Origin of the sequence: Edaphosphingomonas haloaromaticamans (assembly GCF_001853345.1) — a bacterium.
Classification (GTDB): Bacteria; Pseudomonadota; Alphaproteobacteria; order Sphingomonadales; family Sphingomonadaceae; genus Sphingomonas_E; species Sphingomonas_E fennica.
Window position 1 is genome coordinate 3,920,939 of record NZ_MIPT01000001.1, and the last position, 27,000, is coordinate 3,947,938.

Below are 27,000 nucleotides of genomic sequence, written 5' to 3' on the forward strand. Positions count from 1 at the left end.
CGTCGCCCCGACCGAGCCGTCGGGGCCAAACGCCTCGCGCAGAATGGACAGCTTCTGTTCCACCGACCAACGGCGACGCCCGCCGACCACCGCGATCCGACTGCTCATACGATCACTCATATGACCGGTCGTAAGAGCACTCGCCCCCGACGCTTCGATATCCTCGCTCATCACCGCTCCTCGCAAAAAGCGGCTATCAGCACTGCGGAGCAGCTTCCCGCAAGGCGGCCTTCAGAACACGGTTACACCTCGCCGACACGAAAGGCGCCCTATTTTTTGCAGTCTGTGTTTCTGCCTTTGGGCGAGTGCGGCCAAACCCGGCAATGCCGAGCGACTAGGGCAAGCGCCAGCCGGAACGGCGAATGGCCTTTCGGAGATATTGTTCCGCTTTGGCCAGTTCCTTCTGAACCGATCGCTTGTGCAAACCAAACTCGTGGGCGATCTCGATCTGCGACTTTTCATCCCGCCATTTCGCAAGAAAGATCTCACGGCGCTTCGCAGGCAAGGCGTCGAGTGCGTCCAAGGCCCTACTCATTTCGTCGGCCGCGATCGCTCTGCGTTCCGGATCCGGGGCAGTGTCGGGCAACTCGGTGATCGCAGCCTCGTCCGCAGGGCAAATCCGGTTGTTCTTGCGGCGCTGGTTATGGGCCAGATTGATCGCCATCCGGTAAAGATAGGATCTTGGATTTCGTACCTCCACGATGCTCGGATCTGCCCTCAGCTTGACATAGACGTCGTGGAGCGCCTCAGCTGCAGCCTCGGAGGAACGCAGATGCGCCGAGAGGCGCATCTGCAGCGCCTCATATTCAATCTCAAGAAGGGCAAGAAGTTGCTCAACCGGGCTCTGGTTGGTCGCTTGGAACGAAGCGTCGAATTCGCTCGCCTGCGCAGGCTGGAGTGGTTCCGAGTCGTCAATCATTGCCTTCCAGACTTTAGCAGGGATCGGTTCGCCAATTCCGACGTGAACTCGTTGTTTGCTCTCACCGCAGCTGACCGAGTTCGGTGCGGATAGAAGCTGTGGCGCAGATGTTGTGAGGAGCTAGGCCCTTTCAGCAGGACTCATGGCCCGGTTACGACCTGCGCCGCGGAGCGAGAATCGGACCCGGTTTGCGGCCTCGCGATCGCCGGATATCCCGGCGCCGCGCGGCCTGCGCTTCCGTTCGCATCTGTGCGAGCACCTGGCGAAGGCCATGCAGTTGATCCACGAGGTGGAGCACGATGTCGACGCCTTCGTCGTTCACGCCGAAGTCTCGCTTCAGATCATGTATGAGGCGCGCGCGGGCCGCGTCCATGTCGGTCAGGACGATGGTCGTGGATCTGCGCTCGCCAAGGAGCCATTCGCGATCGATCCACTGCTCGAGCGAGCGGAGTTCGATCCCCGAGTGGGATAGAAATTCGTCCAGGTCTATCATCGCGAGGCCTCACGAGGATTGAAATTCTTGCCGGCTTCCCAGGTCGAAACGAATTGTATGAGTTCCGGATCGGCCGGCTTGGGCAGCACGATCCCGAGCTTCACGAATTGATCGCCACGACCGCCGCCCAGCCGAGGGGCACCCTTGCCTTTGAGGCGCAGCGTGCTGCCACTGTTCGAATTGGCCGGCACGGTCATCGTCACATCACCGGTTGGCGTGGGAACGCGGATCTTGCCGCCGAGGACGGCTTCCCTCAGCGAGATCGGAACGTCGATCGTGATGTCGTCGCCATTGCGGAGGAAGCGTGGGTCGGATTGAACCTCGATCTCGATATATGCGTCTCCTGGGCCGCCCTTGCCGGCGCCAGGTGCGCCCTTGCCCTTGAGGCGCAGCGATTGACCATCAACGACGCCCGCCGGGATCGTCACGTCGAGCGTGCCGCCCGCTGGCAGGGTTATCCGCTGTGAACCGCCGGTGATCGACTCCACGAAGCTGACCGAAAGGCGATAGTGCAGGTCCTGCCCGCGGCGATTGGCGCGCGCCTGTGCGCTGCGACGGAAGAGTTCGGCGAACGGATCGTCGCCTGCGGCAAAATCCGCAAAGCCGGCGTTACTCGAATAATGGCCTGGGTCCGACCCGGCATAGTCACGATAATATTGCTGTTGGGGCCGCTCTGCGCCGGTCTCGTCGATCTCGCCCGTGTCGTAACGCCTGCGTTTCTCCGGGTTGCTCAGCAGATCGTAGGCGCCTGCGACTTGCTTGAACTTGTCCTCGGCCGACTTGTCGCCAGGGTTGAGGTCCGGATGGAGCTTCTTCGCGAGCTTGCGATACGCTTTCTGGATATCGTCCCCGCTCGCGGACGCGGCGACGCCGAGAACTTCATATGGATTGCTCACCTGCTACGCCTCCTGGTCGCGCTGAGGATCGGCGCGAACCCTTCCGCAGCATTCGCCGTCAGCCTCGGTATATCCATCTCCTGGCCGCATCCCCTCGTCACGCGGACTTCAGCCGCCTCAGGCCAAAGGCAAGTGAGATAAGGAAAACACCGCGGAAGAGAAAGCTGAAGCCGATGATCGCCGCCACGAAGGCAAGCCCTGCCAGCGGGCCGCTGATCACCAGATAGGTACCCAGCCCGATATCGACGACGCCGAGCAACAGCCTCCATCCCTTGTCATGCGTACCTTTCAGTCCATAGAAAAGCTGGGAAACTCCTGAGACGAACAGCCACAGCCCGATCGCCCAAGCGAGCGATGCGGCACCCTGGAATGGATCGAACAGCACGAAGAGGCCAGCGAGTACCGCCACGACGCCGAGGAGCAACTCCAGCACCTTCGATCGGGTGGAAAAGGCTGACAGTCCAGCGACTATCGCGATGACGCCATAGGCAAGCAATATCGCTCCGAAGATCACGCCGGCGGCAAAGCCCGTCGCGAGCGGGTTCAGGAAAGCCAGGATCCCGCCCAGGATCAGGAGCACGCCATAGGTCAGAACCCATCCCCAACCGGTGGATGCCGGAAACGGCGAACCCCAGACCCCCTTATTTGCTTCGTGCGCGCTCATAAGCTTTCTCCCTAATTCGTTCGGGCAATCCTTCGTCAACTGCTGCTGTCGCCCAATTCAGTCCCACGCTATTCCAGGCGGCCATCGTAACTCTTAGCCTATCTTCAGCACGAGTGCTCCGTCACCCTCATCGATATGGACGGTCGATCCGTCGCGGATCTCGCCCTGGAGGATCAAGTCGGCGAGCGGATCCTGGAGAAAGCGTTGCACCGCGCGTTTCAATGGCCGCGCGCCGTAGACCGGATCATAGCCGGCGCGGCCGAGCCAGGCGCGGGCCGCATCGGTGAGGTCGAGCGTGATCTTGCGGTCCTGGAGCAGCTTGCCGACGCGGGCGACCTGAATATCGACGATGGGCGCCATATGGTCGGCGCCGAGCCTGTGGAACAGAATGATCTCGTCGAGGCGGTTGAGGAATTCCGGTCGGAAATGGCCGCGGACGATTTCCATCACCTGGTCCTCGACCTTCTCGACCGATTCGTCGTCGGCGAGGCCCGCAATATACTGGCTGCCCAGATTGCTGGTCAGCACGATGATGGTGTTGGTGAAGTCGACCGTGCGGCCCTGGCCGTCGGTCAGCCGCCCGTCGTCGAGCACCTGCAGGAGAATGTTGAACACGTCGCCATGCGCCTTCTCGACCTCGTCGAAGAGGACGACTTGATAGGGGCGGCGGCGAACCGCTTCGGTCAGCACGCCGCCCTCTTCATAGCCGACGTAGCCCGGAGGGGCGCCGATCAGCCTGGCGACCGAGTGTTTCTCCATGAACTCGCTCATATCGATGCGAACCATCGCGTTGTCGTCGTCGAACAGGAAGCCGGCGAGCGCCTTGGTGAGCTCGGTCTTGCCGACGCCTGTGGGCCCTAGGAACAGGAATGAGCCCAGGGGCCGATTGGGGTCCTGCAGACCGGCACGCGCGCGGCGCACGGCGGTCGACACGGCGCGGACCGCATCGGCCTGGCCGATGACGCGCTTGCCGATCGTCTCTTCCATGGCGAGCAGCTTCTCGCGCTCGCCGGTCATCATCCGCTCGACCGGAATGCCGGTCCAGCGCGCGACGACGCCGGCGATGTCCTCCGCTGTCACCTCCTCGCGTAGCATCGCGCCTTCGGCTGCGCCCGCCGCGTCGGCCAGCTGCTTTTCGAGCGTGGGAATGGTGCCGTATTGCAGTTCGCCTGCCTTGGCGAGGTCGCCCGAGCGCTGCGCCTGGTCGAGCTCGATGCGTGCAGCGTCGAGCTGTTCCTTGACACGGCTCTCACCCGCGATCTTTTCCTTCTCGGCCTGCCAACGCGAGGTGAGTTCAGCCGATTGCTGCTCGAGATTGGCGAGATCCTGCTCCAGCGTCTCCAGTCGGTCCTTCGACGCCTTGTCGGTCTCCTTTTTCAGCGCCTCCCGCTCGATCTTGAGCTGGATGATGCGCCGATCGAGATTCTCGATCTCCTCGGGCTTGGATTCGACTTCCATACGCAGGCGCGAGGCCGCCTCATCCATGAGGTCGATCGCCTTGTCCGGCAGGAAGCGGTCGGTGATGTAGCGGTGGGACAAGGTCGCCGCCGAGACCAGCGCGCCATCGGTGATGCGCACGCCATGGTGCAGCTCATATTTTTCCTTCAGGCCGCGCAGGATCGAGATGGTATCTTCGACCGTGGGCTCACCGACGAAGACGGGCTGGAAGCGCCGCTGGAGGGCTGGATCCTTCTCGACATGCTTGCGATATTCATCGAGCGTGGTCGCGCCGATGCAATGGAGTTCGCCGCGCGCGAGCGCGGGCTTGAGCAGGTTGGATGCGTCCATCGCGCCTTCGCCCTTGCCGGCGCCGATTAGCGTATGCATCTCGTCGATGAACAGGACGATATGGCCCTCGGCGGCCTTCACCTCATCGAGCACACCCTTCAGCCGCTCCTCGAACTCGCCGCGATATTTGGCCCCGGCGATCAGGCTGCCCATGTCGAGCGCCATCAGCGCGCGGTCCTTGAGCGTATCGGGCACGTCGCCATTGGCGATGCGCAGGGCGAGCCCTTCGGCGATCGCGGTCTTGCCGACGCCGGGTTCGCCGATGAGGACGGGATTGTTCTTCGTGCGCCTGGCAAGGATCTGGATGGTGCGACGGATCTCCTCATCGCGGCCGATGACCGGATCGAGCTTGCCTTCGCGGGCCGCTTCGGTGAGGTCGCGTGCGAACTTCTTGAGCGCGTCGTAGCGATCCTCGGCCGAGGCCGTGTCCGCGGTCTTTCCCTTGCGCAGCGCGCTGATCGCCGCATTCAGCGCTTCTGCCTTCAAGCCCGCTGAGGCCAGGGACTTGCCGGCCGCGGTGTTTGAGGCCAGCGCTAGCGCAAGAAGCAGCCGCTCGACGGTGACATAGCTGTCGCCCGCCTTCTGCGCGACCTGCTCGGCCTGATCGAGCACCCGCACAGCATCATTATCGAGGCTCGGGGCCGATTGCGCGCCGCTGCCTGAAACCGATGGCGCCTTGGCGAGCGCGGCGTCGGTCTGCCGCGTCGCCACGGCGGGATCGCCGCCTGCCGCGCGGATGAGGCCGCTTGCCATGCCCTGCTCATCCTCGAGCAAAGCTTTCAGAAGATGTTCCGGGCTTATCCGCTGATGGCTCATGCGGATCGCGACGGTTTGCGCGCTCTGGAGGAAGCCCTTGGCGCGATCGGTGAATTTTTCGAGATTCATTGATTCCTCGTTTTTCCGTTTGGCGTGAGTACCGATCGCGTCTCACCCCATTGTCGGTTCGACGTCGCACGTGATGGCCAAGGGTTATCGAACCGATTCCAACACGGCCGATGAAGGCCCTATCGATTGGTTCGGCAAAGTCGGAGATTTCTTGGCATAGCCTGTTCCCCCTCTCTCGTTCGCTCAGAATTCTTGGCGCTTATCTTTCAAGCCGAAGCCCAGGAATATACGGGATGTTCCGATGGGCGCGGAATTCAGCCAAGTCCGGACCGGCGATGTTCATGGCTATCTGCCGATCGGCTGCGCCGGACATGGCTGGAGAGAAGAGCGCTTGTGCTGCCCACCTCTGGCGAAATGGCTGCGACATGGCCGTGCCTCCTTTCTATGTCGCTCCTTTCCCATTGATGCGGACGCGCCGCAGGTGAAACCGGCCCGGCCCGGCCCGATCTGATCGTCGTTCCGATTATGGCGACTCGCAGCATCGCCCGGGGGGACGGGGGGCAAATTCAGCGTCCGGCTGGCGGGAATAGAACAGCCATAAGGCGCCAGACCCGGCGTTCTGGCCCAATTGCGGGCCTCACGCTATCGATCGTGACGTCAGGTCGTTCGCGGCATCGCGCTTGGCGGTCTCGGACTTGCGCTCAGAATATCGATCGACAAGCTGCTCGGCATGGCCTCGGATCAGAATGGTGAACCGGATCAACTCTTCCATCACGTCGACAATGCGGTCGTAGTAGCTGGAGCGTCTCAAGCGGCCTGCCTCATCGAACTCCTTGAATGCCATTGCGATGCTCGATTGGTTCGGGATCGTGAACATCCTCATCCAGCGGCCGAGCAGACGCAGCGTGTTGACCGCGTTGAAAGACTGCGAGCCGCCTGAGACCTGCATCACCGCGAGCGTCCTTCCCTGGGTCGGGCGCATACCGCCAAACTCCAGCGGCAGATGGTCGATCTGCGCCTTCATGATGCCAGTGATCTGGCCATGACGCTCGGGACTGCACCACACCATGCCCTCGGACCAGAGCGCGTGCTGACGAAGTTCATGGACCGCCGGATGGTCGTCCCCCCTGATCTGATCCGGCAGCGGCAGGTCGCTCGGATCGAAGATCCGCACCTCGGCGCCGAACAGGATCAACAGGCGCGCCGCCTCCTCGACCGCGAGTCGACTGAATGATCGCTCCCGCAGGGATCCGTAAAGCAGCAAGATGCGGGGCGGATGTTCGAGCGAACCGAGGCCGACGGCGGGACTAGGTCTAACGAGCGACCGATCGAGCGCCGGCAGGTCATCAGGGTCGGCAAGGGAACGAAGGCGCGACATCAGGCTACCCGACGCTCATACCAGGGGCGTGTCGCCTTCACGATTCTGACCACGGACAGCATGACCGGAACTTCGACCAGCACGCCGACGACGGTAGCAAGCGCTGCGCCGGAGTTGAGGCCGAACAGACTGATCGCGGCAGCGACCGCCAGCTCGAAGAAGTTGGACGCGCCGATCAATGCGGCGGGGGCGGCAACGCACCATGCCACGCCGAACCGACGGCTCAGCCAATAGGCGAGCCCTGCGTTGAAATAGACCTGGATGAGAATCGGCACGGCGATCAGCGCGATCACCAGCGGATGGGCTATGATCGCCTGCCCCTGGAATCCGAACAGCAGCACCAGAGTCGTCAGCAACGCGACCAAAGATACTGGGCCAAGACGGCTGAGCAGCCGGTCAAGCGCGGGCTGTCCGCCCGACGAGAGCACGGCACCCCGAATGACCTGCGCGACGATCACCGGCACGACGATGTAGAGTAGGACCGAGATCAGCAGCGTGTCCCAGGGTACGGTGATCGATGCGACGCCGAGGAGAAGGCCGACCAGCGGGGCGAACGCGAACACCATGATGGTGTCGTTGAGCGCGACCTGGCTCAGCGTGTAGGTCGGGTCACCATCGCAGAGATTGGACCAGACGAACACCATCGCCGTGCAGGGCGCTGCGGCAAGCAGGATCAGTCCGGCGATATAGGAGCTGATCTCAGCCTCCGGCAACAGCGGCCGAAACAGCCAGCCCAGGAACAGGGTGCCGAGCAGCGCCATCGAGAAGGGCTTTACCGCCCAGTTGATGAACAGCGTTATGCCGACTCCCTTCCAATGCTGCCTGACCGAACCGAGCGCGCCAAGATCGATCTTGAGCAGCATCGGGACGATCATCAGCCAGATCAGAACCGCAACGATGAGGTTGACCCGCGCAACCTCGGTCGACGCAATCACGCCGAACAGGCCGGGCAGTGCATAGCCGAGTGCGATGCCGACGATGATGCAAAGCGCTACCCAGACGCTGAGATAGCGTTCGAATGTGCTGATCGCCGACCTGGCCGGCGCCAACGTTCCAGCAGTGGTGGCGTTCATGATGCGACCCGCTGGCCGCGGTCATCGACAATGCGTTCGCCATCTTCCTTCGCGAAGGCGCCACGCTGATCGCTCGGCAGCAGATCGAGCACGTCCTCGGAAGGGCGGCAGAGCTTGACGCCGAGCGGTGACACTACGATCGGGCGGTTGATCAAGATTGAATGCGCCATCATCGCATCGACAAGCTGCCCATCACTCAGCGACGGGTTATCGAGCCCCAACTCAGCGAAAGGCGTGCCCTTCTCGCGCAGCAAAGAGCGCGTGGTAATACCCATGCGCTCGATCAGCCACATAAGCATCGACCGCGACGGAGGAGTCTTCAGATAGTCGATCACATGCGGTTCGATTCCAGCATTGCGGATCATCGCCAGCGTGTTGCGGGAGGTGCCGCAATCGGGATTGTGGTAGATTATGATATCGGCCGGCATCAGGCTGCGTCCCCGCGACGGCTGCTCGCGCCTTCGCCATGCCCGATCTCACGGACACGGGCCCGCAAAGCCATGGCGTCGAGCCTGTCGAAGGGCAACGCCGCGAAGAGCTTGATGCGGTTCTCAAGATAGCGCAGCGCTGTCACGAACGCGCGCTCCCGCTCGATCTGCGAACCCTGGACGTGGCTTGGATCCTCGATCCCCCAATGGGCGGTGACAGGATGACCCGGCCAGATCGGGCAGACCTCGCCCGCCGCGTCGTCGCAGACGGTGAACACGAAATCCATCACGGGCGCGCCAGGCACGGCGAACTCGTCCCAGCTCTTCGAACGGAGACCTTCTGTAGGATATTCAATCCGCTCGAGCAGAGCGAGCGCGTCAGGGTTGATCGCGCCCTTGGGGTAGCTCCCGGCCGAAAAGGCACGGAAGCGACCGCCGCCCAGCTTGGTGAGGGCGCTCTCCGCAAGAATCGAGCGGGCCGAGTTGCCGGTGCACAGGAAGAGGACGTTGAAGATGCGGTCGGACATGGCAGACTCCATCAGCAGCAGGGGGCGAGTTCGGCGATCAATGGCGCGCACAGCGCCGCGTTGCCGCCACAGCAATCCTTCACGAGAAACAGGGTCAGCGTCTTCAACTGGTCCAGCTCGGCGCGATAGTTGATGACCCGGCTGCGCCGCTCGGATCGGATCAATCCGGCTCGTGAGAGCGTGGCCAGGTGAACCGACATGGTGTTCTGGGGAACGCCCAGCGCCTTGGCGATCTCGCCGGCAGCGAGCCCGTCGGGCTCATGCCGGACCAGAAGCCGGAAGGCGTCGAGGCGGGTGCCCTGCGCGAGAGCGCCTAAAGTGGCGATGGCCGAATCATTATCCATATATCTACATTAACGGATATATGGATAATGATCAACGACGACATTCACAGCGATTTACATGCTTTTCCAACATCCCCAGCCGGATCGCGGCCCAGCCGGGAGAGCCGTTCGGGTCGCTCAAGCGGCGCGAATCTCTTCAGCAGCGGCCTTCCCGACGGTACGGTCGTCCGCAACCGTCGGGAAGGAGACCTTCTTTAGGATCGGTCGCCGCGACGTCCAGCCTCTTGAGGACGCGTTCCCGGCGCCTCAGAGCGGCGGACGGCAGCCTCTTGCCTGGTGGATGCCGCGCAGGAAGCCCCGTCGCGCAAAACCCGCATCGATCGCGGTGTTGAGGCGACGCTGCGCCGGCGCCGCGCCGGTCGCCTCCCGCACCAGTCCCCGGAAGGGAATGAGCGAGTTCACCACCATCTGGCCGCCGGCCTCTGCAAATTTTCCGGCGCTGTTCTCTTGCTGTTTCGCACCGACAATGAAGTCCGGTCCAAGCACCGCGCTCAGTTCGGTTACCGCACGGGCCAGTTCGGTGCAGGCTCTAAGGCCGTCGAGGCTGTAGGGGTTCTCGCTCGCTCTTTCCAACACCGGCGGAATATTGGTCGCGGCCACACCGACGTCGCGAACCGGCTGGGTCACGATCTCGCCCGCCCTCCTGCCCGTCTGGTCTATCTTGCTTTCCGGCTGCGCGACGGGTGGCGCGGCTGCGCCGGTCTTGGGCGGCGGGCTATGGGGAATGCAGCCGGCCAGCAGAAGCGAAGCGATCAGCAGGGCGCAGAGCGGAACCCCGGCGGCTGCCGTCGACTTGCGTGGGCAGTAAGTGGGCAAGACCGTCATATCCGAAATATAGGGTTTTAGATGCGTCAGGCAGGTCCCTCTGTAAGGAATTCCCCTAAGTCCCAAGCGATGGGAGATTTCTGCCCACGATGAGGACCGGTCCATCGGTCCTTGCCAGAACCACTTCGTGCAGGACATCATGTGGCGTTGGACGCTGCCCTCGGCAGCGCCTTCCTGCCGCGGCTGGCCACCGGCTTTGCTGCATCGGGATCATCGGCTATTCCGAGTTCCTCCTATATGTGCGGTACGGTTGACCAGATCGTTGGGCTTGCTGCCGGTCCCCAAGCGCTTCCACCGCGGCAAGGAACCTTCCGCGTCGGCACGGCACCTGGGCTTCTGGCTGAAGGACGACCGCTGCGACAAGATTGTCGCTTCGCATCCAGTGGAAGGACTATGAGGGACGGTGATCGCCGGGACCTACGTATGTATACGAATTCGTCCGGTTAAGAGCATGAGGCAGGCTCGGATCAGCCACAGATTTTCATATGGCTCGTGCAGAGTCGGCTCAAGCCGAGCGAAAGGCACGGCTCGATTTGCCATGGCGGCAGGAAAATACGGGAACGATCATGCGCGGCAGCTTCTTCTGGGGAATGGTGGTCGGAGCGGGTGGCACCCTGGTGGCGTCGATCCCGTGGGAAACGACGAGGCCTGCGGCCAAACGGGCGCTGCGGGCCGGTCTTGCCGGCTATGCAGCAGTTCGCGGCGCGGCCGCGCGTTTCGCTGAAGATGTCGAGGACCTGGTCGCCGAGGTCGCCCATGAGATGAAGCAAACACCGGCGCCAGAGGCCGCTTCCGCAACCGCGGCCACGCAAGGAGCAGCCAGCCAGGAGAAGGACGCCGTCGATGGATCGCAGTCCAAAAGCTGAAACGACGCGTGGTCATCTCAAGCACCGTATGCCCGGACGCGTCCGGATCGTGCTCGATCGTCCCCTGCCCCACAGCACGCGGCTTGAGTCGCTTGCTACGGCATTGGCCGCGATTCCGGGCATAGACTCCGCCGAGATCAGGCCGACAAGCGGCAGCATCGTTATCAGACACCGAGGCGATTTTGATGAGTTGCGGGAGTCGATCGCCAGAGAAGGCATCCAGATTGCTTCGTCCATCACGCATCTTCAGCCGATCGATCCGATGGGCGCCGCCGCACAGAAGCTTGGCACGGTCGACGGAGCGATAGCGCGCCTGACGGACGGCCGTGCGGATCTGTGGAGCCTGGCTTTCGCGGGGCTTGTGGCCGGAGGCGTGATCCAGCTCGCAAGAGGCAGGGTTGCCGGACCGGCGCTGACCCTCCTCGGTCAGGCCGCCACCCTGTCGATGGCCCGGCCACTGCGAACATTCATTCGCTGAGTCCGTCGCAGTTCGCCGACGCCGAAAGAGGTCGCCGCCAGCCCGGCGGAGAGCGCCAGGTCGCCCGGACCGGGCACACCCAGCCCGAGCAGCGTTCGCAGTGGTCGGATCAGGAAAGGCGCGGCAAGCAGTCCGCAAGCCGCTGCCAATGCGCCGCCAAGCCGTGTCTCCGATACCACTCGACCTGCGACCGATCCGGGCGTCCGGTCACGCAGCCCCCAGGCGTGGGCAAACTGCGCCAGCGACAATGTTATGAAGGTCGCCGCGCGTGCCTGTGGTCCGGCGCCCTTGCGCGCCAACAGGATGAGATGGGCGGCCAACGCCGACGCAGCGAGGTGCGCGCCGTCGAAGCCGAGGTCCCGAAGCTCGTCGTGGCCGAACAGCGGCGCATCCGCAGCGCGCGGGGGGCGTGTCATCACGTCGCCGCGCGGCTCGGCCATCGCCAGCCCCAGACCTGGCATGATGTCCGTCACCAGATTGAGCCAGAACAACTCCATCGGCGTTTCGAGCCCGCCCCGGCCATGCAGGGTTTCGCCGAGCATGAGGAGCACCTCCGACAGGTTCGTCGACAGGAAATAGCGGGTGGCCGCGCCGATGCTGTCATCGGTCGCGCGCCCGCGGGCGATCGCCCGTGCCAACGCCCGTAAATCATCGTCGGCGATCACGATGTCCGCCACCTCGCGCGCGACATCGGTTCCCTGCCTTCCCATGGCGACGCCTACCGCAGCAGCCCTGAGCGCGGGACCGTCGTTGACGCCATCCCCGATCATCGCCACGCGCCGGCCCGCGCCCTGAAGCGCGCGGACGATGCGCAGCTTGTCACCAGGGCTGACACGGGCGAAGACCGACGTCCGGAGCGCCAAAGCGCCAAGCGCCTGATCGTCGAGATCCGCAAGGTTCGCGCCGTCCACGACGGGGATGATGCCGGTCCGTGACACGGCGACCGCTTCGGCGACCGAAAGCGCGGTGGCCGGCTGGTCTCCGGTGATAATGATCGTTCGAATGCCGGCGCGGTGAAAGATCTCGACCGCTTCCTGCGCCTCCGCGCGGACAGGGTCAGCGAGCGCCACGAGGCCCAGCCAGACGAGGTCGTCCGGCAATCCGTCGCGAAGATCACCTTCCTTCCTTGCAACGCCGAGCACCCGCAAGCCTTCCCGGGCGAGCGTCTCATTGGTGGCAAGGATCCGGCGACGCCGTTCCTCGTCGAGCGGCCGAAGCCCATCCTCCGTCAGTTCGTGGGCGGCAAGCGCGAGCAATTCGTCCGGCGCGCCCTTGACCGCGACATAATCCGCGCCGTTGAGGCGATGCGCCGTCGCCATCCATCGATGCGCCTGATCCCGGCTCTGCAGGCGCACTATCGGCGACTGTTGTTGGACGGCATCGGGGTCGATGCCGGTGTCACTGCAAAAGCGAAGAAGCGCCAGTTCGGTGGAGGATCCCGTCTGCATTGCCAGATTTGCCTCATTGCACAGCGCCAAGGCTTCGGCGATGGCCCGCAGCAGGTCTGGGGCTAGGCCATCGCTATGCCCGTCCGCCGAAGTCCGCCGAACCTCTTCTCCGATGGCGACCCCCACGACCGCCATCCTGTTCTCGGTCAGGGTGCCGGTCTTGTCGAGGCAGATGGTGTCGATGGTGCCCAGGGCCTCGACCGCGGGCAGCGCCCGAACAAAAGCCTGCTCGCGCTCCATCGCCCTTGCGCCCAGCGCAAGTGTCGTGGTCGCGATGGCCGGAAGACCCTCGGGAATGGCAGCGACGGCGAGCGCGACCGCGCTTCGCGCCATGGCCAGCAGTGGCTCGCCGCGCAGTAGCCCGACCAGGAACACAACGCTCGATGCGCCGACGCAGAGCAATGCGAGACGGCCGCTGAGGGACGAGAGCTCCTCCTCGATGACGGGTCGGGGCGGACGCGCAAGATCGATCAAGGCGCGGGTTCGTGCGGCCTCCGTGCCGCTGCCTGTACGAAAGACGACTGCGCGCCCGTCTCCACCGCTGACGATCGTTCCATCGTGGACGATATTGTGCCGGTCGGCGACTGCGACCGGCGCCTGGTCCAGCACCTTGGCGTGCTTTCGAACTGGCAGGCTCTCGCCCGTCAGCGTCGATTCATCCACCGTCAGATCCCGGCATTCGAGAATTCGGGCATCGGCGGGCACGAACTGGCCCGGCGCGAGGACGAGGATATCGCCGGGCACGATCGTCGCGGCGAGCACCTCAAGGCGATTGCCGTCACGCTGGACCTCCGCCATATGCTCCGTCGGCCGCGACAGGCGGCGGATAAGGCGCTCCGTGGCATTTTCCGAAGAGAAGCCGATGGCGGCGTTGGCGAGTACGACGCCGATCGTCAAAGCGGCGTCCAGCAGGCCACCGGTGGCGAAGGAAAGAACCGCCGATCCGAACAGCAGCGCCACCGGCAAGCCCGTGAACTGCGCCGCGACCATATCCCGCTGCGAGCGGCCGAGCGGCGGCGGAGTCCGGTTCGGCCCGTAGACGGCGAGCCGGCGGCGCGCCTCGTTCGCAGAAAGACCGTCCGCCCCGCTACGCAACAGCTCGAGGATATCCTCGCCCCGCGAACGGAAAATGGCGTCACTCTCCAATGGCGGTTCGTCCAAAAGCCTCGGTCGCCGCGGACCGGAGCGGGAAAGCCGGTCATCTGGCTCGGCGGCCGCCTCGATCGGCGTCGATTCCTCCAACCAGGAGACGATGGCGGCAATGGTCACCGCGGGATCATGTTCGACAAGCATGCTGCCCAAGAAGGCATTGCCCTCCCCTACACGGCAACCGCGAGCCACCAATCTGCTTCGGAAACGCCGTAACGCGTCATCGGCAGGCCATGGAGAAAACCGCAATCGCGTCCGACCCGGAATGTGATGATGTATCGAAATCGCCACTGGTATTCGCGATCCTTTCATTCTTCCGGACGCTGCCCGGGAAGCATGACCAATCATATGTCCGCAGGCGTTACATCATCGAGAGACCGCAGCAGATTGGTATGTTCCCTCAACGTCGTCGCTTTGCGAGCCAGAGTTCACTGGTCCGCAGCCCCCGGCACCGCGCGGCAGAGTGGCGTGAGCAGATCGCCGCGGTCACATCCCCGGGGACGTGACCGCGGCACAAATTCCGACACAAGCGAGGTGGTCGCGGGCCATCACGAACTGAGCGTCTTGCGCCTCTCCGAAGTGGTGCGCGGGACTGATGACGCCCCATCCGGGGCTTTACGTAACGCACCGCGCAGTAGTGCCCGGTATCGGGAGCGATGCAATATCTCCTCTCCGAACGGAACGACATAACATACCGAAACACTGTTTCGGATTCAGGACAGCCGAAGATCCTGCTTGCAGAGGACGATCCCGCGGTCAGGCGATCGCTTCAGCTGGCCTTGCAGGCGCGGGGCTATGACGTCAGGGCGCACGCGACCGGAAAGACGCTGCTCGACGATCCGTTTTGCACAAGCGCTGCCTGCCTGGTGGCAGACTATCGGCTCGACGAACTCGACGGCTTCGAGNTTTTGTCGCGCCTGCGTTCGCGGGATTGGAATGGACCCGCCATATTGATTACCGCCTACGCCGCCCCAGGCCTTCAGGAGCGAGCTGCCAGCCTCGGCTTTGGGGCGGTGATCGAGAAGCCGTTCCGCGAAGGAGCCGTCGGTGACACTATCGACCGTCTCTTGCATGCGCACCGTCAGTCAGGCGGAGCGCGTCACGATGGTCAGTGAAAGGGAGCCAATCACCAACCGCCTTTTGCTCTCGCTGCCTCCGGCAACGCTCGCACGGCTGACACCCGAGATGGAGCTTATTCGGACGGAGTCGGGGGCCGTCATCGATCATGTTAATGGGTTGATCCAGCATCTCTATTTCGTAAACCGGGGCATCATCTCGATGGTCAAGGTGATGCGCGACGGCCGCTCCGTCGAAGTGGGCGCGATCGGTCTCGAGGGCATCACCGATTCCAATGCGCTGTTCGGCGTCGATGTGGCGATCACCGAGACGATGGTGCAGGTGCCGGGCAGCGCGCTCAAGATCAGCCGAACTTTCCTTTCGCGCGAGCTCGAGCGGGATCGCGATCTGAGGCGGATGATGGAGCGGTACTGGCGCTTCGCCTTTGGCCAGCTCGCACAGACTGCGGCTTGTAACCGACTGCATACGCTCGAGGAGCGCTGCTGTCGTTGGCTGCTGACGAGCCATGACAGCGCGCTTGCCGACAGCTTTCCGCTCACGCACGAGTTCCTCGCGACGATGCTTGGAACAACCCGCTCCAGCGTCTCGCTGACCGCCAAGGTGCTCCATAGGGCGGGATACATCGACTATGTGCGTGGGATCATTACGATCGTCGACCGGGCGGGTCTCGAGGAGACCTCATGCGAATGCTACGCCGAGACCACCGCAGAGATGAATCGATTGTTCGGTCCGGAAACGCAGCCGAGCGGCTGATTTTTCGGGAAAGGTTCGGAAACGCTCATGCTATGTTCGACATCGAACAGACGCGTGCGCGAACGGTCATCACTCTGTGCACTCCGACACGCTGAGTCGATAGGATAGCCGCCAGCGGCGCTCCGCTCACCCGTAGGCAGGTCGCTAGCGGGAGCGTTACAAATGGCGCGTGAGGGCGGGAACGGTCGGAGCGACTTCGAGAAGCAATCCTGGGCGCACAACCAGAATATCCTGCGCTTCCAGTCCCTTCTCCATAATGCCACCCATCTCGACAGGCATGATGAGATCCGCAAACTCCTTCGCGATGAGGAAGAGAAGCTGCGGTCGCTTGAGAAAGATGGGTGACTGCAAGAGGGGCAACGCGCAATGCCCAACGTCTGGGAGATAGCAGCGCCGAGCCTGACGATGTTCATCGCTTCGACGCGGTCCATTTCGGCGTCAATGAAGATTTTCCGGAACCGGTCGCGATCCAGTCTGGGCGACGTTCTGGATGCGGATCGGGCGGGAAGGATGACGGCCCGCTGGCGCCATGATGATGATGAGCGCCGACTTTGCGTCCTTTCGATCAGGCGCGACCACGAATGACTGTCCAAGGCTATTCTGCCCGATCATGCTCGAACCCTCGTTCAAGCAGCTTCAAACGATCAACGATGGAAAAGAAGAAGGCGGTGGACCAGCCGATCAGAATAATTCCGCTGGCGCCCTCGATCGCGCCCAGGATGCGACTGCCCGGGGGAAGAACCAGATCTCCGTAGCCTATTGTCACATAGGTCGAGGTGGAGAAGTAAAGCGCCTGCTCGAAATCAGGAAAAGCGTTGAGCCACCGGTATACGCCCGCCCAGATCCAGATCTCGACCGAATGCAGCGCAAAGAGGCCGAACGCCGCTAAAAGGATCGCCGCTGTGTTGAACATCGCCGCCAGCATTCGGCTCGATGCGTGACGGTGTCGGCGCAGAATTGCAAGCAAGGCCCCAAGCCCCACGAGGTGCACCAGCACCGTCAGGGCGACGACCGCTGTTGCGATACCCAGTTGCGTGGACAATGTCATGGCAGTCGGATTGGCATGGACGGCCCGTCCCGCCCACGACAATCCATTCGATGGAGGCACGTTGGTCGGCGTAAGCCGGGCTTGCACCGGCATCCGTTTCTACGCCAGCGATGAGAGCCGGAACTATCGGTCATCGCCAGAACCGCTTCGTGTCGATCAGCGCGTCATGCGCGACCGCCGCAGCCTTCAACAGCGCCTTCTTCCGGGCGTTGACCAACAACATTGACGCATCGTGATCGTCAGCGATTCCTAGCGTTTCCAGCAGGCGCGGCGCCGTCGCCAGGTCGTTGAGCAGACCGAGCTGGTCCTGAAGTTCTTCCAGCGCCACGAGGAATCGCTCGTACCGCCGCCTCTCGTGCTTGCGCTCGAACAAGGTGGCGAAGAACTCGGTGCCATAGCGCAATTTCTTGACGTTCTTGCGGACCCGGTGCCGGGCGGCATCGGCCGCATGAGCGAGATCACCTCCCCCCTTCTTCACTTTGCGGCGAAAGCGGCCGAGCGCGGCGACCGCGAATTCTCGCGCCGGCTGATGGCGATCCGCCTCGGTGGCGGACACATGTAGCCAGTCGCCGTTCACAGTCCACTCCGCAAGATCGAGCATCAGCTTCCGCGCGCGCGATGACGCCAATGCATCCGCGACCTCGCCATAGGCCGCTTGGCGCGCCGCCTCGATGCGATCGTATAGTGGACCCGATCGGGCGCGTTCGAGCAACACATCAAGGTTGCGGGCGTCGCCAAGCTTCGAAGCGACCCACCGCAGCTCCTCGCCCAGCTTCACTTTCATGTCTCCGCCGATCAGCGGTTTGAAGATTGAGAAGCTTGATCGCAGGCGGCGCAACGCCACGCGCGCCTGATGCAGCGCCTCGGTGTCCCCGCCCGTCAGCAGCAGCGTCTCGTTCAGCCGGAACTGCCGCACGCAGCTCTGGACAATATGCTGGAACGCCTGGGCCGCCGTCATGTCGCTGGTTAGCGCTATCGGCTCGGCCTTGACCATCGTCGTGACCGGTCCGGTGAGCCGGTAGCCCCGCTCGGCCTTGGTCTGTACACTGAGCCGGACGGGCGCGACCTCATCGATGCGCCGGGCAAGCGTGAACAATGCGGCCGGATCGCCGGCCTTCAACTCCAGCTCGATCTCGCAGATCGGCGATGTTCGGTCCCCCGCCGCCGCCTCGCCGCGGTCCAGAACCACTTCGATCGTCGCGCCCTCCTGCCTCAGTATCCACGTGCGCCGCGCGATCCGCACCTCGAAGACCGAACCGACGCTATCGACCGCGCCGCCGATCATGGCCCGGACCGGCGTCGTATCATCGAGGATTGGCTTGTCGTCCTTGACGGCGCGTTCCCATTCGGAGCGCACGAACAGGCCCGCGGCACTGGCGCCATCCGCCTTCACGGTCTGCGTGCGCTTCCTGCCCGAACGGCGGATGCGAAGCGAAAACCCCTTCTTCGCCAGAGCATGATCCGGAGTGTCGAAATAGACCGACCCTTGCTCGATCTTTTCAGGATTGGCCGGCAGCAAAGCGGAAGCTTCGAACGCATCGGCGGCGTCCGGCGTCAGTTCGAGCTTCAGTTCGATTTCGTCCGCCATGCATGCCTTCTCTCACCGTTTCGTGATGTCATCTAGGAGCCGTCTGAACGCCAAGCCGCCTCGCGCAGATTCGGCCGATGGGCGTGGTCGATGTTCCCGCTGGGTACCGCAATTTGCAAAGGTCATCGGGGACAATTCTCCTCGCCCGGCACCGGCATGCCGCGGTCCCGATGGTAAACGTCGGGAAAATAGCGGATCCCGCCTTCGCCGTCCGGTTCGGCCGTGAAATAGGCGACATAGACGGGAACCGGAGCAGCCATCGGTACGGTAGCCGTCCGCCCTGCCGCGACCATGGCATCCGTGCGCGCCCGGTCCCAGCCCGGCTCGGTCGCAAGAAGCGCCGTGGCAAGGCCGAGCGCGTCCCCGACCCGGACGCAGCCATGGCTGAAGGCGCGTACATCCTGCTCGAACAGACCCTTGCTCGGTGTGTCGTGAAGATAGACGCTGTAAGGATTGGGCATGACGAGTTTCATCCGCCCGAGTGCATTGGTTGCGCCCGGGCGCTGTCGATACCGGCCACCCTGCACGACATAGCCCTTGCGCGCCGCCTCGGCAGGACGGTTGCGCACCAGGGCGCCGACGCTTTCCGCGACGATGCTCGACGGAATCTCCCACCAGGGGTTGAACGTCACACCTGTCACTGTTGCGGCGAATACCGGTGTCGGCGAGCCGGTCTTGCCGACGATTACCGCCCAGCGGCCGATTTGCTTCTGGCCGTCCCACAGCGTCGCTTCGAAGGCCGCGGTGTTAACCAGCAGGTAGCGGGCTCCGAGCACGCGCGGCATCCAGCGCCAACGATCGAGATTGGCGGCGATTGTCGCGCGCCGCGCAGGATCCTGCTCGTGCGAATAGGCTTCGCGAAGCGAATAATAAAAGGGATGCGAGGCGCGCGCCGTGCCGAACAGCCGGTCGAGGTCGTCTCGCGCCAACGACGCCGCCACCGCAGCAGCCGGTTCGGCCCCAAGCGGCTCCCCCGCGATGCGCCAACCGGTGCGCAGGGACGCATTGCAGCAACCCGTCCGGTGAGCCTGCAACAGCCGGATCGCTGCCGCCGTCGCCACCGTATCAAGGCGCACCTCTTCACCGGCCGCAATCGCCGCGCGGACCACGTGCGCTTCCTTGCTGACGGGCGCGAGGCCGTCGTCGGCAGCTGCGTCGAGCCATTCGACGAGGCGTTCGGCCTGCGCCTTGTGCCAATGCGGCGGGTTGGGGACGGATGCCGCGGGCAGGAAGCAGGCAAAGGCGAGAAGCAGGAATTTCTTCATGGCTTTTCCTGTCGAAAGCCGGGGCGTGACAACATAGGGAACAATACGGAGCCGTGTCCGCACCGAAGCCCACTCGATAGCTGCACAGGGTATGGCGGTGACAGAGCCGTCGCGGTGGCCATGGCAGTCAAGCGAGCCGAACTGCGGAGCATCTCGGGACATATACTTATTCCGACGTCAAGGCTCGCGATGATAACCTCCCGGACATGAAGAGAATTGCGACCCTTACGATGAACCCGGCCATAGATGTGGCCTATGAGGCGGACCGCGTCTTTCACACTCACAAGATCCGGGCCCGCCAGGAACATTATGACCCGGGCGGCGGCGGCATCAATGTGGCGCGTGTCATTGCCCGGCTGGGTGGCACCGCGCGCGCGCACTATCTCGCGGGCGGCGCCACCGGCGCTACGCTCGATAGTCTTCTCGATCTTCACCAGATGGTTCGCTCCCGCATCCCGATCCAAGGCAACACCCGCATAAGCACGGCGGTCTATGAGCGGGAAACAGGCAAGGAATTCCGGTTCGTGCCGCGCGGCCCCGTCGTCACCGAGCAGGAATGGCAGGCATGCCTCGACCATCTCGACGGCATCGAATGTGATTATTTGGTCGCGAGCGGATCGCTGCCGCCGGGCGTGCCCGACGATTTCTACAGCCGCCTGCAGGCGAAGACGCGAACTCGCGGGATCGAACTCATTCTTGACAGTTCAGGTGCTGCGCTTCAGCAGGGCCTCGCAGCTGGCGGCATATTGCTAGTCAAGCCAAGTCTGGGCGAGCTTCGGCAACTTATCGGCCGTCCATTGGCGGGCCGCCACGAAATCGCGGCGGCTGCCTTGGACATCGTCAACAAGGATCAGGCCAAATATGTGGCTGTGACGATGGGTCGTGAAGGCGCCCTCCTCGCCCAGCGTTCCGGCGTCCTGTGGCTGCCCGCGGTGCCCGTTGAAGCGAAGAGCGCCGTCGGCGCCGGCGATAGCTTCCTGGCGGCAATGACATTCGCGCTGACTTGCGACCGGAATCCGATCGACGCCTTTCGATATGGAATCGCGGCAGGTGCGGCCGCCGTCCTGACGCCTGGCACCGATCTTTGCCATCGGGATGAGGTGGAGCGGCTGTACCTCATTGTCGATCCGGGCGAAACGCCGGCGCAAGCTTCGACCAATACGGCAGCGCCTGGCAGGCGCATAGCGGAGCCACATCGCGCGTGAGGGACAAACGCCCTGCCTTGCTGCAACGGCAGGCAAATGATCGAGCGGACGGAGAGAGAAGATGAAAGCAAGCGACGTTATGAGCCTCGGAGCGGCGACGATCACGCATGATGCTTCGCTTGCACAGGCGATACGAACCATGGCCAACCACCACATCAGCGCCCTGCCCGTGGTCGATCGCGACGGGCATCTCCAGGGCATTATCTCCGAGGGGGATTTCTTCCGGCGTGACGAGCAGCCGACTCGGCTGACCGCGCTCTTCGGCGCAGATGCCAACGCGCGCGTGAACGCGCTCGAAGCCCGGACCGTTGGCGAGATTATGTCGCGCGACCCGATCACGATCGGATCCGATGCATCCATGGAGGAAGCGATCGAGCTCATGGAAGGCCATGCTGTCAAACGGCTTCCCGTGGTAACGGACGGCCGGGTTGTCGGCCTGATCAGCCGTGCCGACGTGCTGCATGCCTTGGTCGCATAAGCAAAGCCCTCCAGCTCGCAAATTCCTGCCCCGTGCATCCGCTCCAACCCAAATCCTCTTGGCGCAGTGCTCAGGCCTCGGGCTGACACACTGAACGGCAGATCATGCCGTTGCCTTTCGGCGGACGGCCGGCGACCGCCCGGCGCGAAATGCCTTTACGCCGGATCGTTCTCTCGGCCCGGATAATCCTGGTCGGGAACGTCTGGAATGATCTCCGGCGGCTCGGAAAAAGGATTTTCCGCCGGACCGGGCCCAGGCGGGGCCTCCGGTGGCGACTGGGGTTCAATGGTATCTGGCGGCGGGAATTCTGGTTGGGTTGCCATGCTGTTTCTCCTCATTTCGATCTTTGCCCGCAACTCCGGATTGGGGTCAGAAATGCCGAGCGCCATCAGCCTGTGCCGGAATAGATTCGTACGACCTCGTTCAGCATCGCCAGAGCCTCGGAGCGGGGCCGCTGGAAGCTGTTGCGGCCGATGATCGAGCCGCTGCCGCCACCATCGCGTATGGCGCGGGCGTCCTGATACAGCGACTCTGCGTCCTTGGCCGCGCCTCCCGAGAAGATCACGAGGCGACGCCCGGCGAAAGCGGCCTGGACGACGTGCCTTATCCTCTCGACCGGGTCGGACCATTGCCGGTCGGCATAAGCCAGCCTGGCGGCGTCCTGTTCGATATGCTCGCTGGGCAGCTTCACCTTCACGATATGAGCGCCCAGCTCGACAGCGACGTGCGCGGCATAGGCGATGATATCGAGCGCGGTCTCGCCCTGTTCGGAAATCAGCCCGCCACGCGGATAGGACCAGACAAGCAAAGGAAGGCCGGCGGCGCGGGCCTCCTGGCCCACGATGCGCAACTCCTCGGCCTGGCCGATAAAGGCATCCGAACCGGGGTAGAGCGTGAATCCTACCGCCGCGCAGTTGAGGCGCACAGCGTCGTCCACGGTCGCGACGACCGCTTGATCCTTGATCACCGTGAGGCTGTTGGCGGCGTTCAGCTTGAGGATCGTGGGAATCTGTCCGGCGAACGAGTCAGCCCCGGCCGCGAGCAAGCCGGCCGGTGCTGCGAAGGCAGACAGGCCCGCATCGATCGCGAGCCGAAAATGGTAGTGGGGATCGTAGGCGGCTGGATTGGCGGCAAAGCTTCGCGCTGGGCCGTGCTCGATCCCCTGGTCGACGGGGAGGATGATCAGACGGCCGCTGCCGCCAACCCGGCCATGCATAAGAATGCGCGCTAGGTTCATCTTGATCTCGGCCGACTCTCCTTCGTAGTGCGCGAGAATGTTGTGGACCGTGTCGGAAATATGCATCCGCACAGGGTGTTCACGCTGAATATCCGGCTCGGGGAGGTCGTCGCCGTCTTGCGTGTCCGTGACACTGGCTGTGATCACCGCACCCTCCAGCGCCGGCCGCCGGCGTCCGTCCTGGCGCTCTCGTGATCTGCGTACGGCGCGGTCACCTACGGGGTCGCGCGGCTGACGACGTTGGCGGTCCCGTCCGGCAGGACCTGGATGAGGTGCGCGACGCCGTCCTCGCATTGAGCGCGCCACATCGGCGCCTTCTCGCCAGCCGCGGTCTGCTCGGCTCCGGTCACGCTCTGGCACGGCAGACCCGCGTCCCGGATCGCGCGGAAGAAGACCGCATTTCGCTGACGTTCGGGTAGAGCCACGACCTCTGCGACATAATTGGTCACATTTCCGGCCGCTTCCGTCGGCTCTGTTACATTTTTTTCGGCCGCGTCGCAGGCACAGAGCGCGAGGAGCGCCATGCTTGTCAGGATCGTGCGCATCATGCTTCTCCGTTGTTGGCAGCAGGATGATCGTTCGCCAGCCGTGCGCCTATGCGTAAATGACCGGATCGGAACATCGCGCAGGTTACGGCTTCGGCGAGTGTCGCGGGACAGATCGATATCAGCTGCGAACCGGCGCAATCTGGTGCGCAGCGACGCCTGTCCCCTCGAAGCTGGAAAGGTTCTCAATCGTCGCCGCCGCAATCGCGGTCAGGGCCTCGCCCGTGAAGAAGCCCTGGTGCCCGGTGACGAGAACGTTGGGGAACGTCAGAAGGCGCGCGAAGACATCGTCCTGGATCACGTCTTGCGACAGGTTCTCGAAGAAGAGCCCATCCTCCTCCTCGTAGACATCGAGCCCAAGATAGCCGATCGCCCCCGTCTTCAACCCATCGATCATCGCCTGCGTATCGATGACCCCGCCCCGGCTTGTGTTGATCAGCATGACGCCGCGCTTCATCCGGGCGACGGCGCGGCTATCGATGATATGCCGGGTTTCCGGCAGGAGCGGACAGTGCAGCGTGATGATGTCGGATGCAGCCAGCAACGCATCCAGCCCCACATAAATGCCGCCCATGGCGACAATTTCGGCGTTCGCGGTGGGGTCACAGGCGAGAATATGGCAACCGAAACCGTGGAGAATGCGCGCTACCGCTGCCCCGATTTTTCCGGTTCCGACGATGCCGACCGTCCGCCCGTTCAGGTCGAACCCCAGCAGTCCTTCGAGCGAGAAATTGCCTTCGCGCACGCGAGCGTAGGCCTTGTGGATCTTGCGGTCGAGGGACAGGATGAGGGCGAGCGTATGTTCCGCGATCGCTTGGGGCGAATAGGCCGGAACCCTTGCGACCGGGAGTTTCAGCGCATCTGCGGCGAGAAGATCGACATTGTTGAATCCCGCGCTGCGCAGCACGACGAGCTTAATACCGAGCACGGCGAGGCGTTCCAGCACCAGGCGATCAAGGCAATCATTCACGAAGACGCAGACGGCGCCGGATCCGGCGGCAAGCGGCGCGGTCTCGACGCTGAGCCGCGCTTCCAGGAAAGCGAACTCGTGCGGAAAGCCGGCCGCAGCGTTGCTGGCCTCGAGGAACTGCCGGTCATAGGGCTTGGTGCTGAAAACGGCCACCCGCATCGCTTCACTCCCTGACTAACGCAAGGACCCGCCCCGGGATCATGCCGGATTTCAGAGCGGCAGCCACTACGTATCATCCCCGACAGACAAGCCACCATGGGCGAACATATCGTCCTCCATCTCTACAGAGGTGGACCAGACAATGACCGAAAGCCCGATACTTTGGTTCGACAAGATCGGAATCGGCGATATCGCGTCGGTAGGCGGCAAGAATGCCTCGCTCGGTGAAATGGTGCGTACGCTTTCGGGCAAGGGCGTGCGTGTTCCCAATGGCTTCGCCACGAGCGCCGGCGCTTATAGAAGCTTCATTGCGGCCAACGGGATAGAAGCCGCGATCCGGGCGCAGCTTGCCACCTACGAGGAAGGCAAGGCGACGCTCCAGGAAGCCGGCCATGCGATCCGGTCTCTGTTCCTTGACAGCGAGGTTCCCCCTGCCCTCGCCGATGCCGTCCGGGCGGCCTATGACGAACTCAAGAACAGGGCTGGCGCCTCCAATCTCGCCGTGGCGGTACGCAGCAGCGCAACGGCGGAGGATCTGCCGGACGCCAGCTTCGCCGGTCAGCAGGAGACCTTCCTCAACGTGCGGGGCCACCGCGCCCTGCTCGATGCTTGCCGTCGCTGTTTTGCATCGCTCTTCACCGACCGGGCGATCAGCTACCGCCAGACCAAGGGGTTTGACCATTTCGATGTCGCACTGTCGATCGGCGTCCAGCAGATGGTGCGATCCGATCTTGCCGGATCGGGCGTGATGTTCTCGATCGACACCGAAAGCGGCTTCCCTAACGTGGCGGTGATCAGCGCCGCCTGGGGCCTGGGCGAAACGGTCGTGCAGGGCAGCGTCGACCCGGACAAATATCTTGTCTTCAAGCCGCTGCTCGAACAGGCGAACGCGCGTCCCGTCATCGAGAAAAGTCTCGGCAAGAAGGCGCTGAAGATGCGCTATGCCGAAGGAGGCAGCAAGCGCACCCGGATCGTGGAGACCAGCCCCGCCGAACGCGAAGCCTTCGTGCTCGATGACGACGACATCCTCGAGCTTGGTAGATGGGCCGTCATCGTCGAGGCCCATTACGGCCGACCGATGGACATGGAATGGGCCAAGGACGGCGAGAGCGGCCTGCTCTATCTGGTCCAGGCACGTCCGGAGACCGTCCAGGCCGGGCTAAGCCGCTCGTCCTTCCAGCGCTATCAGCTCAAGACCAAGGGCGGCACTCCGCTGGTGACCGGCGCCGCCATCGGCAGCGCCATCGCATCGGGGCAGGCCTGCGTGATCCGCAACGCCGCCGACATCGGCCAGTTTCGCGACGGCGCGATCCTCGTCACCGGCACGACCGATCCCGACTGGGTGCCGATCATGAAGCGCGCGGCGGGGATCATCACCGACCATGGCGGCGCCACCAGCCATGCCGCGATCGTCAGCCGCGAACTGGGCGTCCCCGCGGTCGTGGGGACCGGGAACGCCACGACGGTCCTCGGTCACGAGCAGAACATCACGCTCTGCTGCGCGGAGGGCGACGTCGGCAGCGTCTATGACGGTCTTCTCGCCTTCGACCGGGAAGAGATCGATCTGGGCGCCATCCCCAAAACCCGGACGGACGTGATGGTCAATATCGCCAATCCGGCCGCCGCCTTCCAGTGGTGGCGCCTTCCGGCCAAGGGCGTCGGTCTTGCCCGCATGGAGTTCATCATCAACGCGCTGATCAAGGCGCATCCGATGGCCCTGCTTCATCCCGAGCGGGTTAGCGCCGAGGACAACCGCCTGATCCGCGACCTGACTCGAGGCCATGCCAGTCCGGCGGATTATTTCGTGGAGATCCTGTCGCGCGGGATCGCCAAGCTGGCGGCGCCCTATCATCCGTATCCGACAATCGTACGTCTGAGCGATTTCAAGACCAACGAATATTCCCACCTGCTGGGAGGGCGCGCGTTCGAGCCGGAGGAGGAAAATCCGATGCTCGGATTTCGCGGAGCGTCGCGCTATTATGACGAGCGGTATCGCGAGGGCTTCGCGCTCGAATGCCGGGCGCTCAAGCGCGTGCGCGAGACGCTCGGCTTCACAAATGTGATCATCATGGTCCCCTTCTGCCGCACGCCGGCCGAAGGGGACCGGGTGCTCGCGGTGATGGCGGAGAACGGCCTGCGCCGCGGCGACAGCGGGCTGCAAGTCTACATGATGTGCGAGATCCCTTCGAACGTGATCCTGGCGGAGGAGTTCGCCAGCCGTTTCGACGGCTTCTCGATCGGATCGAACGACCTCACCCAGCTCGTGCTTGGCGTCGATCGCGATTCCGATCTGCTCGCGGCGCTGTTCGACGAGCGCGACGAGGCGGTCAAGCGCATGGTCTCCGAAGCGATCCGCAAGGCGCATGCCGCCGGCATCAAGATCGGCATCTGCGGCCAGGCACCCAGCAACTATCCCGATTTCGCGGCATTCCTGGTGAACGAGCGCATCGATTCGATCTCGCTCAATCCCGACAGCTTCGTTCGGACGATGGCCCATATCAGTCAGGCGGAGCAGTCCCCTCATGCAGAGCCGACGCCGGCTCCCGTACTGGCCGCGTGAACGAAATGAATCGC

The 27,000-nt window shown here is 63.6% G+C and carries 27 protein-coding genes; 8 read left to right on the forward strand and 19 right to left on the reverse strand.

All coding sequences use genetic code 11. The features are described 5' to 3' along the window. Nucleotides 1–334: 334 nt before the first annotated feature. The 11 genes from BHE75_RS18195 to BHE75_RS18245 form a co-directional block, all read right to left on the reverse strand. Complete coding sequence (locus BHE75_RS18195) at nt 335–919, reverse strand: RNA polymerase sigma factor (RefSeq protein WP_070934709.1); 585 nt, start codon at nt 917–919, stop codon at nt 335–337. A 151-nt stretch (nt 920–1,070) separates the two neighbouring features. Beyond that, on the reverse strand, nt 1,071–1,412 hold the full coding sequence (locus BHE75_RS18200; RefSeq protein WP_070934710.1) for a chaperone modulator CbpM: 342 nt from the start codon (nt 1,410–1,412) through the stop codon (nt 1,071–1,073). After that, complete coding sequence (locus BHE75_RS18205; protein ID WP_070934711.1) at nt 1,409–2,308, reverse strand: DnaJ C-terminal domain-containing protein; 900 nt, start codon at nt 2,306–2,308, stop codon at nt 1,409–1,411. Before BHE75_RS18205 ends, BHE75_RS18200 begins: the two co-directional genes overlap by 4 nt. A 97-nt stretch (nt 2,309–2,405) precedes the next feature. Further along, nucleotides 2,406–2,972 (reverse strand): HdeD family acid-resistance protein, encoded by a 567-nt coding sequence (locus BHE75_RS18210; protein WP_070934712.1) that lies wholly within the window; start codon nt 2,970–2,972, stop codon nt 2,406–2,408. Between the two features lie 93 nt (nt 2,973–3,065). Continuing rightward, the gene (gene clpB, locus BHE75_RS18215; RefSeq protein WP_070934713.1) at nt 3,066–5,645 is read right to left on the reverse strand and encodes an ATP-dependent chaperone ClpB; all 2,580 of its coding nucleotides are present in this window, start codon (nt 5,643–5,645) and stop codon (nt 3,066–3,068) included. A gap of 577 nt (nt 5,646–6,222) precedes the next feature. Next, nucleotides 6,223–6,963 (reverse strand): arsenical resistance protein ArsH, encoded by a 741-nt coding sequence (arsH, locus tag BHE75_RS18220; protein WP_070934714.1) that lies wholly within the window; start codon nt 6,961–6,963, stop codon nt 6,223–6,225. Then, nucleotides 6,963–8,036, reverse strand: a complete 1,074-nt coding sequence (gene arsB / locus BHE75_RS18225; protein WP_070934715.1) for an ACR3 family arsenite efflux transporter — start codon at nt 8,034–8,036, stop codon at nt 6,963–6,965. The genes arsH and arsB overlap by 1 nt, the downstream gene beginning before the upstream one ends. Continuing rightward, a complete protein-coding gene (arsC, locus tag BHE75_RS18230; protein WP_070934716.1) occupies nt 8,033–8,464 on the reverse strand; it encodes an arsenate reductase (glutaredoxin) in 432 nt (143 codons plus the stop codon). The genes arsB and arsC overlap by 4 nt, the downstream gene beginning before the upstream one ends. Next, nucleotides 8,464–8,991, reverse strand: coding sequence for an arsenate reductase ArsC (locus BHE75_RS18235; RefSeq protein WP_043152291.1), 528 nt, complete (start codon nt 8,989–8,991; stop codon nt 8,464–8,466). The genes arsC and BHE75_RS18235 overlap by 1 nt, the downstream gene beginning before the upstream one ends. A gap of 11 nt (nt 8,992–9,002) precedes the next feature. Next, entirely contained in the window at nt 9,003–9,335 is a 333-nt protein-coding gene (locus BHE75_RS18240) for an ArsR/SmtB family transcription factor (protein WP_070934717.1), read from the reverse strand. 246 nt (nt 9,336–9,581) lie between these two features. Next, nucleotides 9,582–10,160 carry a hypothetical protein gene (locus BHE75_RS18245; RefSeq protein ID WP_254684499.1) on the reverse strand — a complete coding sequence of 193 codons (579 nt, stop codon included), beginning with the start codon at nt 10,158–10,160 and terminating at the stop codon, nt 9,582–9,584. 485 nt (nt 10,161–10,645) lie between these two features. Here BHE75_RS18245 and BHE75_RS18250 point away from each other — a divergent pair, with 485 nt between their 5' ends. Together BHE75_RS18250 and BHE75_RS18255 are read left to right on the forward strand one after the other, a co-directional pair. Continuing rightward, entirely contained in the window at nt 10,646–11,026 is a 381-nt protein-coding gene (locus BHE75_RS18250; RefSeq protein WP_084653305.1) for a DUF5132 domain-containing protein, read from the forward strand. After that, nucleotides 11,004–11,504 carry a hypothetical protein gene (locus BHE75_RS18255; protein WP_139181769.1) on the forward strand — a complete coding sequence of 167 codons (501 nt, stop codon included), beginning with the start codon at nt 11,004–11,006 and terminating at the stop codon, nt 11,502–11,504. Before BHE75_RS18250 ends, BHE75_RS18255 begins: the two co-directional genes overlap by 23 nt. Here BHE75_RS18255 and BHE75_RS25250 read toward each other — a convergent pair. Beyond that, nucleotides 11,453–14,245 (reverse strand): cation-translocating P-type ATPase, encoded by a 2,793-nt coding sequence (locus BHE75_RS25250; protein WP_070934720.1) that lies wholly within the window; start codon nt 14,243–14,245, stop codon nt 11,453–11,455. The genes BHE75_RS18255 and BHE75_RS25250 overlap by 52 nt on opposite strands. Before the next feature lie 512 nt (nt 14,246–14,757). Here BHE75_RS25250 and BHE75_RS18265 point away from each other — a divergent pair. From BHE75_RS18265 to BHE75_RS24190, 3 genes are all read left to right on the forward strand, one after another. Next, on the forward strand, nt 14,758–15,216 hold the full coding sequence (locus BHE75_RS18265) for a response regulator (RefSeq protein ID WP_070934721.1): 459 nt from the start codon (nt 14,758–14,760) through the stop codon (nt 15,214–15,216). Then, nucleotides 15,149–15,931, forward strand: a complete 783-nt coding sequence (locus BHE75_RS18270) for a Crp/Fnr family transcriptional regulator (protein ID WP_139181770.1) — start codon at nt 15,149–15,151, stop codon at nt 15,929–15,931. Before BHE75_RS18265 ends, BHE75_RS18270 begins: the two co-directional genes overlap by 68 nt. 162 nt (nt 15,932–16,093) lie before the next feature. Further along, entirely contained in the window at nt 16,094–16,276 is a 183-nt protein-coding gene (locus BHE75_RS24190) for a hypothetical protein (RefSeq protein ID WP_048577525.1), read from the forward strand. Between the two features lie 250 nt (nt 16,277–16,526). Here BHE75_RS24190 and BHE75_RS18285 read toward each other — a convergent pair whose 3' ends face one another. From BHE75_RS18285 to BHE75_RS18295, 3 genes are all read right to left on the reverse strand, one after another. Then, entirely contained in the window at nt 16,527–16,979 is a 453-nt protein-coding gene (locus tag BHE75_RS18285) for a potassium channel family protein (RefSeq protein WP_048577527.1), read from the reverse strand. 130 nt (nt 16,980–17,109) lie between these two features. Further along, nucleotides 17,110–18,567, reverse strand: a complete 1,458-nt coding sequence (locus tag BHE75_RS18290) for a CYTH and CHAD domain-containing protein (RefSeq protein ID WP_070934724.1) — start codon at nt 18,565–18,567, stop codon at nt 17,110–17,112. 122 nt (nt 18,568–18,689) lie between these two features. After that, nucleotides 18,690–19,832 (reverse strand): L,D-transpeptidase family protein, encoded by a 1,143-nt coding sequence (locus BHE75_RS18295; protein ID WP_084653309.1) that lies wholly within the window; start codon nt 19,830–19,832, stop codon nt 18,690–18,692. A gap of 206 nt (nt 19,833–20,038) precedes the next feature. Between BHE75_RS18295 and BHE75_RS18300 the strand changes: the two genes are divergently transcribed. Together BHE75_RS18300 and BHE75_RS18305 are read left to right on the forward strand one after the other, a co-directional pair. Further along, nucleotides 20,039–21,037, forward strand: a complete 999-nt coding sequence (locus BHE75_RS18300) for a 1-phosphofructokinase family hexose kinase (protein ID WP_084653311.1) — start codon at nt 20,039–20,041, stop codon at nt 21,035–21,037. Nucleotides 21,038–21,098: 61 nt separating this feature from the next. Beyond that, on the forward strand, nt 21,099–21,515 hold the full coding sequence (locus tag BHE75_RS18305) for a CBS domain-containing protein (protein WP_084653313.1): 417 nt from the start codon (nt 21,099–21,101) through the stop codon (nt 21,513–21,515). A 155-nt stretch (nt 21,516–21,670) separates the two neighbouring features. On the opposite strand, the gene BHE75_RS23540 is transcribed toward BHE75_RS18305, so the two are convergent. The 4 genes from BHE75_RS23540 to BHE75_RS18320 form a co-directional block, all read right to left on the reverse strand. Continuing rightward, complete coding sequence (locus BHE75_RS23540) at nt 21,671–21,904, reverse strand: hypothetical protein (RefSeq protein WP_084653315.1); 234 nt, start codon at nt 21,902–21,904, stop codon at nt 21,671–21,673. After that, the gene (locus tag BHE75_RS18310; RefSeq protein ID WP_070934727.1) at nt 21,904–22,818 is read right to left on the reverse strand and encodes a class I fructose-bisphosphate aldolase; all 915 of its coding nucleotides are present in this window, start codon (nt 22,816–22,818) and stop codon (nt 21,904–21,906) included. The genes BHE75_RS23540 and BHE75_RS18310 overlap by 1 nt, the downstream gene beginning before the upstream one ends. 149 nt (nt 22,819–22,967) lie before the next feature. After that, nucleotides 22,968–23,300, reverse strand: coding sequence for a hypothetical protein (locus BHE75_RS18315; RefSeq protein ID WP_070934728.1), 333 nt, complete (start codon nt 23,298–23,300; stop codon nt 22,968–22,970). Nucleotides 23,301–23,418: 118 nt separating this feature from the next. After that, nucleotides 23,419–24,426: a 2-hydroxyacid dehydrogenase gene (locus BHE75_RS18320; RefSeq protein ID WP_070934729.1), complete on the reverse strand. Its 1,008-nt coding sequence runs from the start codon at nt 24,424–24,426 to the stop codon at nt 23,419–23,421. Nucleotides 24,427–24,568: 142 nt separating this feature from the next. Here BHE75_RS18320 and ppsA point away from each other — a divergent pair, with 142 nt between their 5' ends. Then, nucleotides 24,569–26,986: a phosphoenolpyruvate synthase gene (ppsA, locus tag BHE75_RS18325; protein WP_070934730.1), complete on the forward strand. Its 2,418-nt coding sequence runs from the start codon at nt 24,569–24,571 to the stop codon at nt 26,984–26,986. Nucleotides 26,987–27,000 lie beyond the last annotated feature (14 nt).

Bases quoted from the DNA above. Each gene is read 5' to 3' on its own strand.
- BHE75_RS18200 (WP_070934710.1), bottom strand. From the start codon at position 1,412: ATGATAGACCTGGACGAATTTCTATCCCACTCGGGGATCGAACTCCGC.
- BHE75_RS18290 (WP_070934724.1), bottom strand. From the start codon at position 18,567: ATGGCGGACGAAATCGAACTGAAGCTCGAACTGACGCCGGACGCCGCC.
- BHE75_RS18300 (WP_084653311.1), top strand. From the start codon at position 20,039: ATGAAGAGAATTGCGACCCTTACGATGAACCCGGCCATAGATGTGGCC.
- ppsA (WP_070934730.1), top strand. From the start codon at position 24,569: ATGACCGAAAGCCCGATACTTTGGTTCGACAAGATCGGAATCGGCGAT.
- BHE75_RS18210 (WP_070934712.1), bottom strand. From the start codon at position 2,972: ATGAGCGCGCACGAAGCAAATAAGGGGGTCTGGGGTTCGCCGTTTCCG.
- BHE75_RS23540 (WP_084653315.1), bottom strand. From the start codon at position 21,904: ATGGCGCTCGGCATTTCTGACCCCAATCCGGAGTTGCGGGCAAAGATC.
- BHE75_RS24190 (WP_048577525.1), top strand. From the start codon at position 16,094: ATGGCGCGTGAGGGCGGGAACGGTCGGAGCGACTTCGAGAAGCAATCC.
- BHE75_RS18255 (WP_139181769.1), top strand. From the start codon at position 11,004: ATGGATCGCAGTCCAAAAGCTGAAACGACGCGTGGTCATCTCAAGCAC.
- clpB (WP_070934713.1), bottom strand. From the start codon at position 5,645: ATGAATCTCGAAAAATTCACCGATCGCGCCAAGGGCTTCCTCCAGAGC.
- arsC (WP_070934716.1), bottom strand. From the start codon at position 8,464: ATGCCGGCCGATATCATAATCTACCACAATCCCGATTGCGGCACCTCC.
- BHE75_RS18195 (WP_070934709.1), bottom strand. From the start codon at position 919: ATGATTGACGACTCGGAACCACTCCAGCCTGCGCAGGCGAGCGAATTC.
- BHE75_RS18305 (WP_084653313.1), top strand. From the start codon at position 21,099: ATGAAAGCAAGCGACGTTATGAGCCTCGGAGCGGCGACGATCACGCAT.
- BHE75_RS25250 (WP_070934720.1), bottom strand. From the start codon at position 14,245: ATGCTTGTCGAACATGATCCCGCGGTGACCATTGCCGCCATCGTCTCC.
- BHE75_RS18295 (WP_084653309.1), bottom strand. From the start codon at position 19,832: ATGAAGAAATTCCTGCTTCTCGCCTTTGCCTGCTTCCTGCCCGCGGCA.
- BHE75_RS18285 (WP_048577527.1), bottom strand. From the start codon at position 16,979: ATGACATTGTCCACGCAACTGGGTATCGCAACAGCGGTCGTCGCCCTG.
- arsB (WP_070934715.1), bottom strand. From the start codon at position 8,036: ATGAACGCCACCACTGCTGGAACGTTGGCGCCGGCCAGGTCGGCGATC.
- BHE75_RS18320 (WP_070934729.1), bottom strand. From the start codon at position 24,426: ATGCGGGTGGCCGTTTTCAGCACCAAGCCCTATGACCGGCAGTTCCTC.
- BHE75_RS18245 (WP_254684499.1), bottom strand. From the start codon at position 10,160: ATGACGGTCTTGCCCACTTACTGCCCACGCAAGTCGACGGCAGCCGCC.
- BHE75_RS18310 (WP_070934727.1), bottom strand. From the start codon at position 22,818: ATGCATATTTCCGACACGGTCCACAACATTCTCGCGCACTACGAAGGA.
- arsH (WP_070934714.1), bottom strand. From the start codon at position 6,963: ATGTCGCGCCTTCGTTCCCTTGCCGACCCTGATGACCTGCCGGCGCTC.
- BHE75_RS18235 (WP_043152291.1), bottom strand. From the start codon at position 8,991: ATGTCCGACCGCATCTTCAACGTCCTCTTCCTGTGCACCGGCAACTCG.
- BHE75_RS18250 (WP_084653305.1), top strand. From the start codon at position 10,646: ATGGCTCGTGCAGAGTCGGCTCAAGCCGAGCGAAAGGCACGGCTCGAT.
- BHE75_RS18240 (WP_070934717.1), bottom strand. From the start codon at position 9,335: ATGGATAATGATTCGGCCATCGCCACTTTAGGCGCTCTCGCGCAGGGC.
- BHE75_RS18315 (WP_070934728.1), bottom strand. From the start codon at position 23,300: ATGATGCGCACGATCCTGACAAGCATGGCGCTCCTCGCGCTCTGTGCC.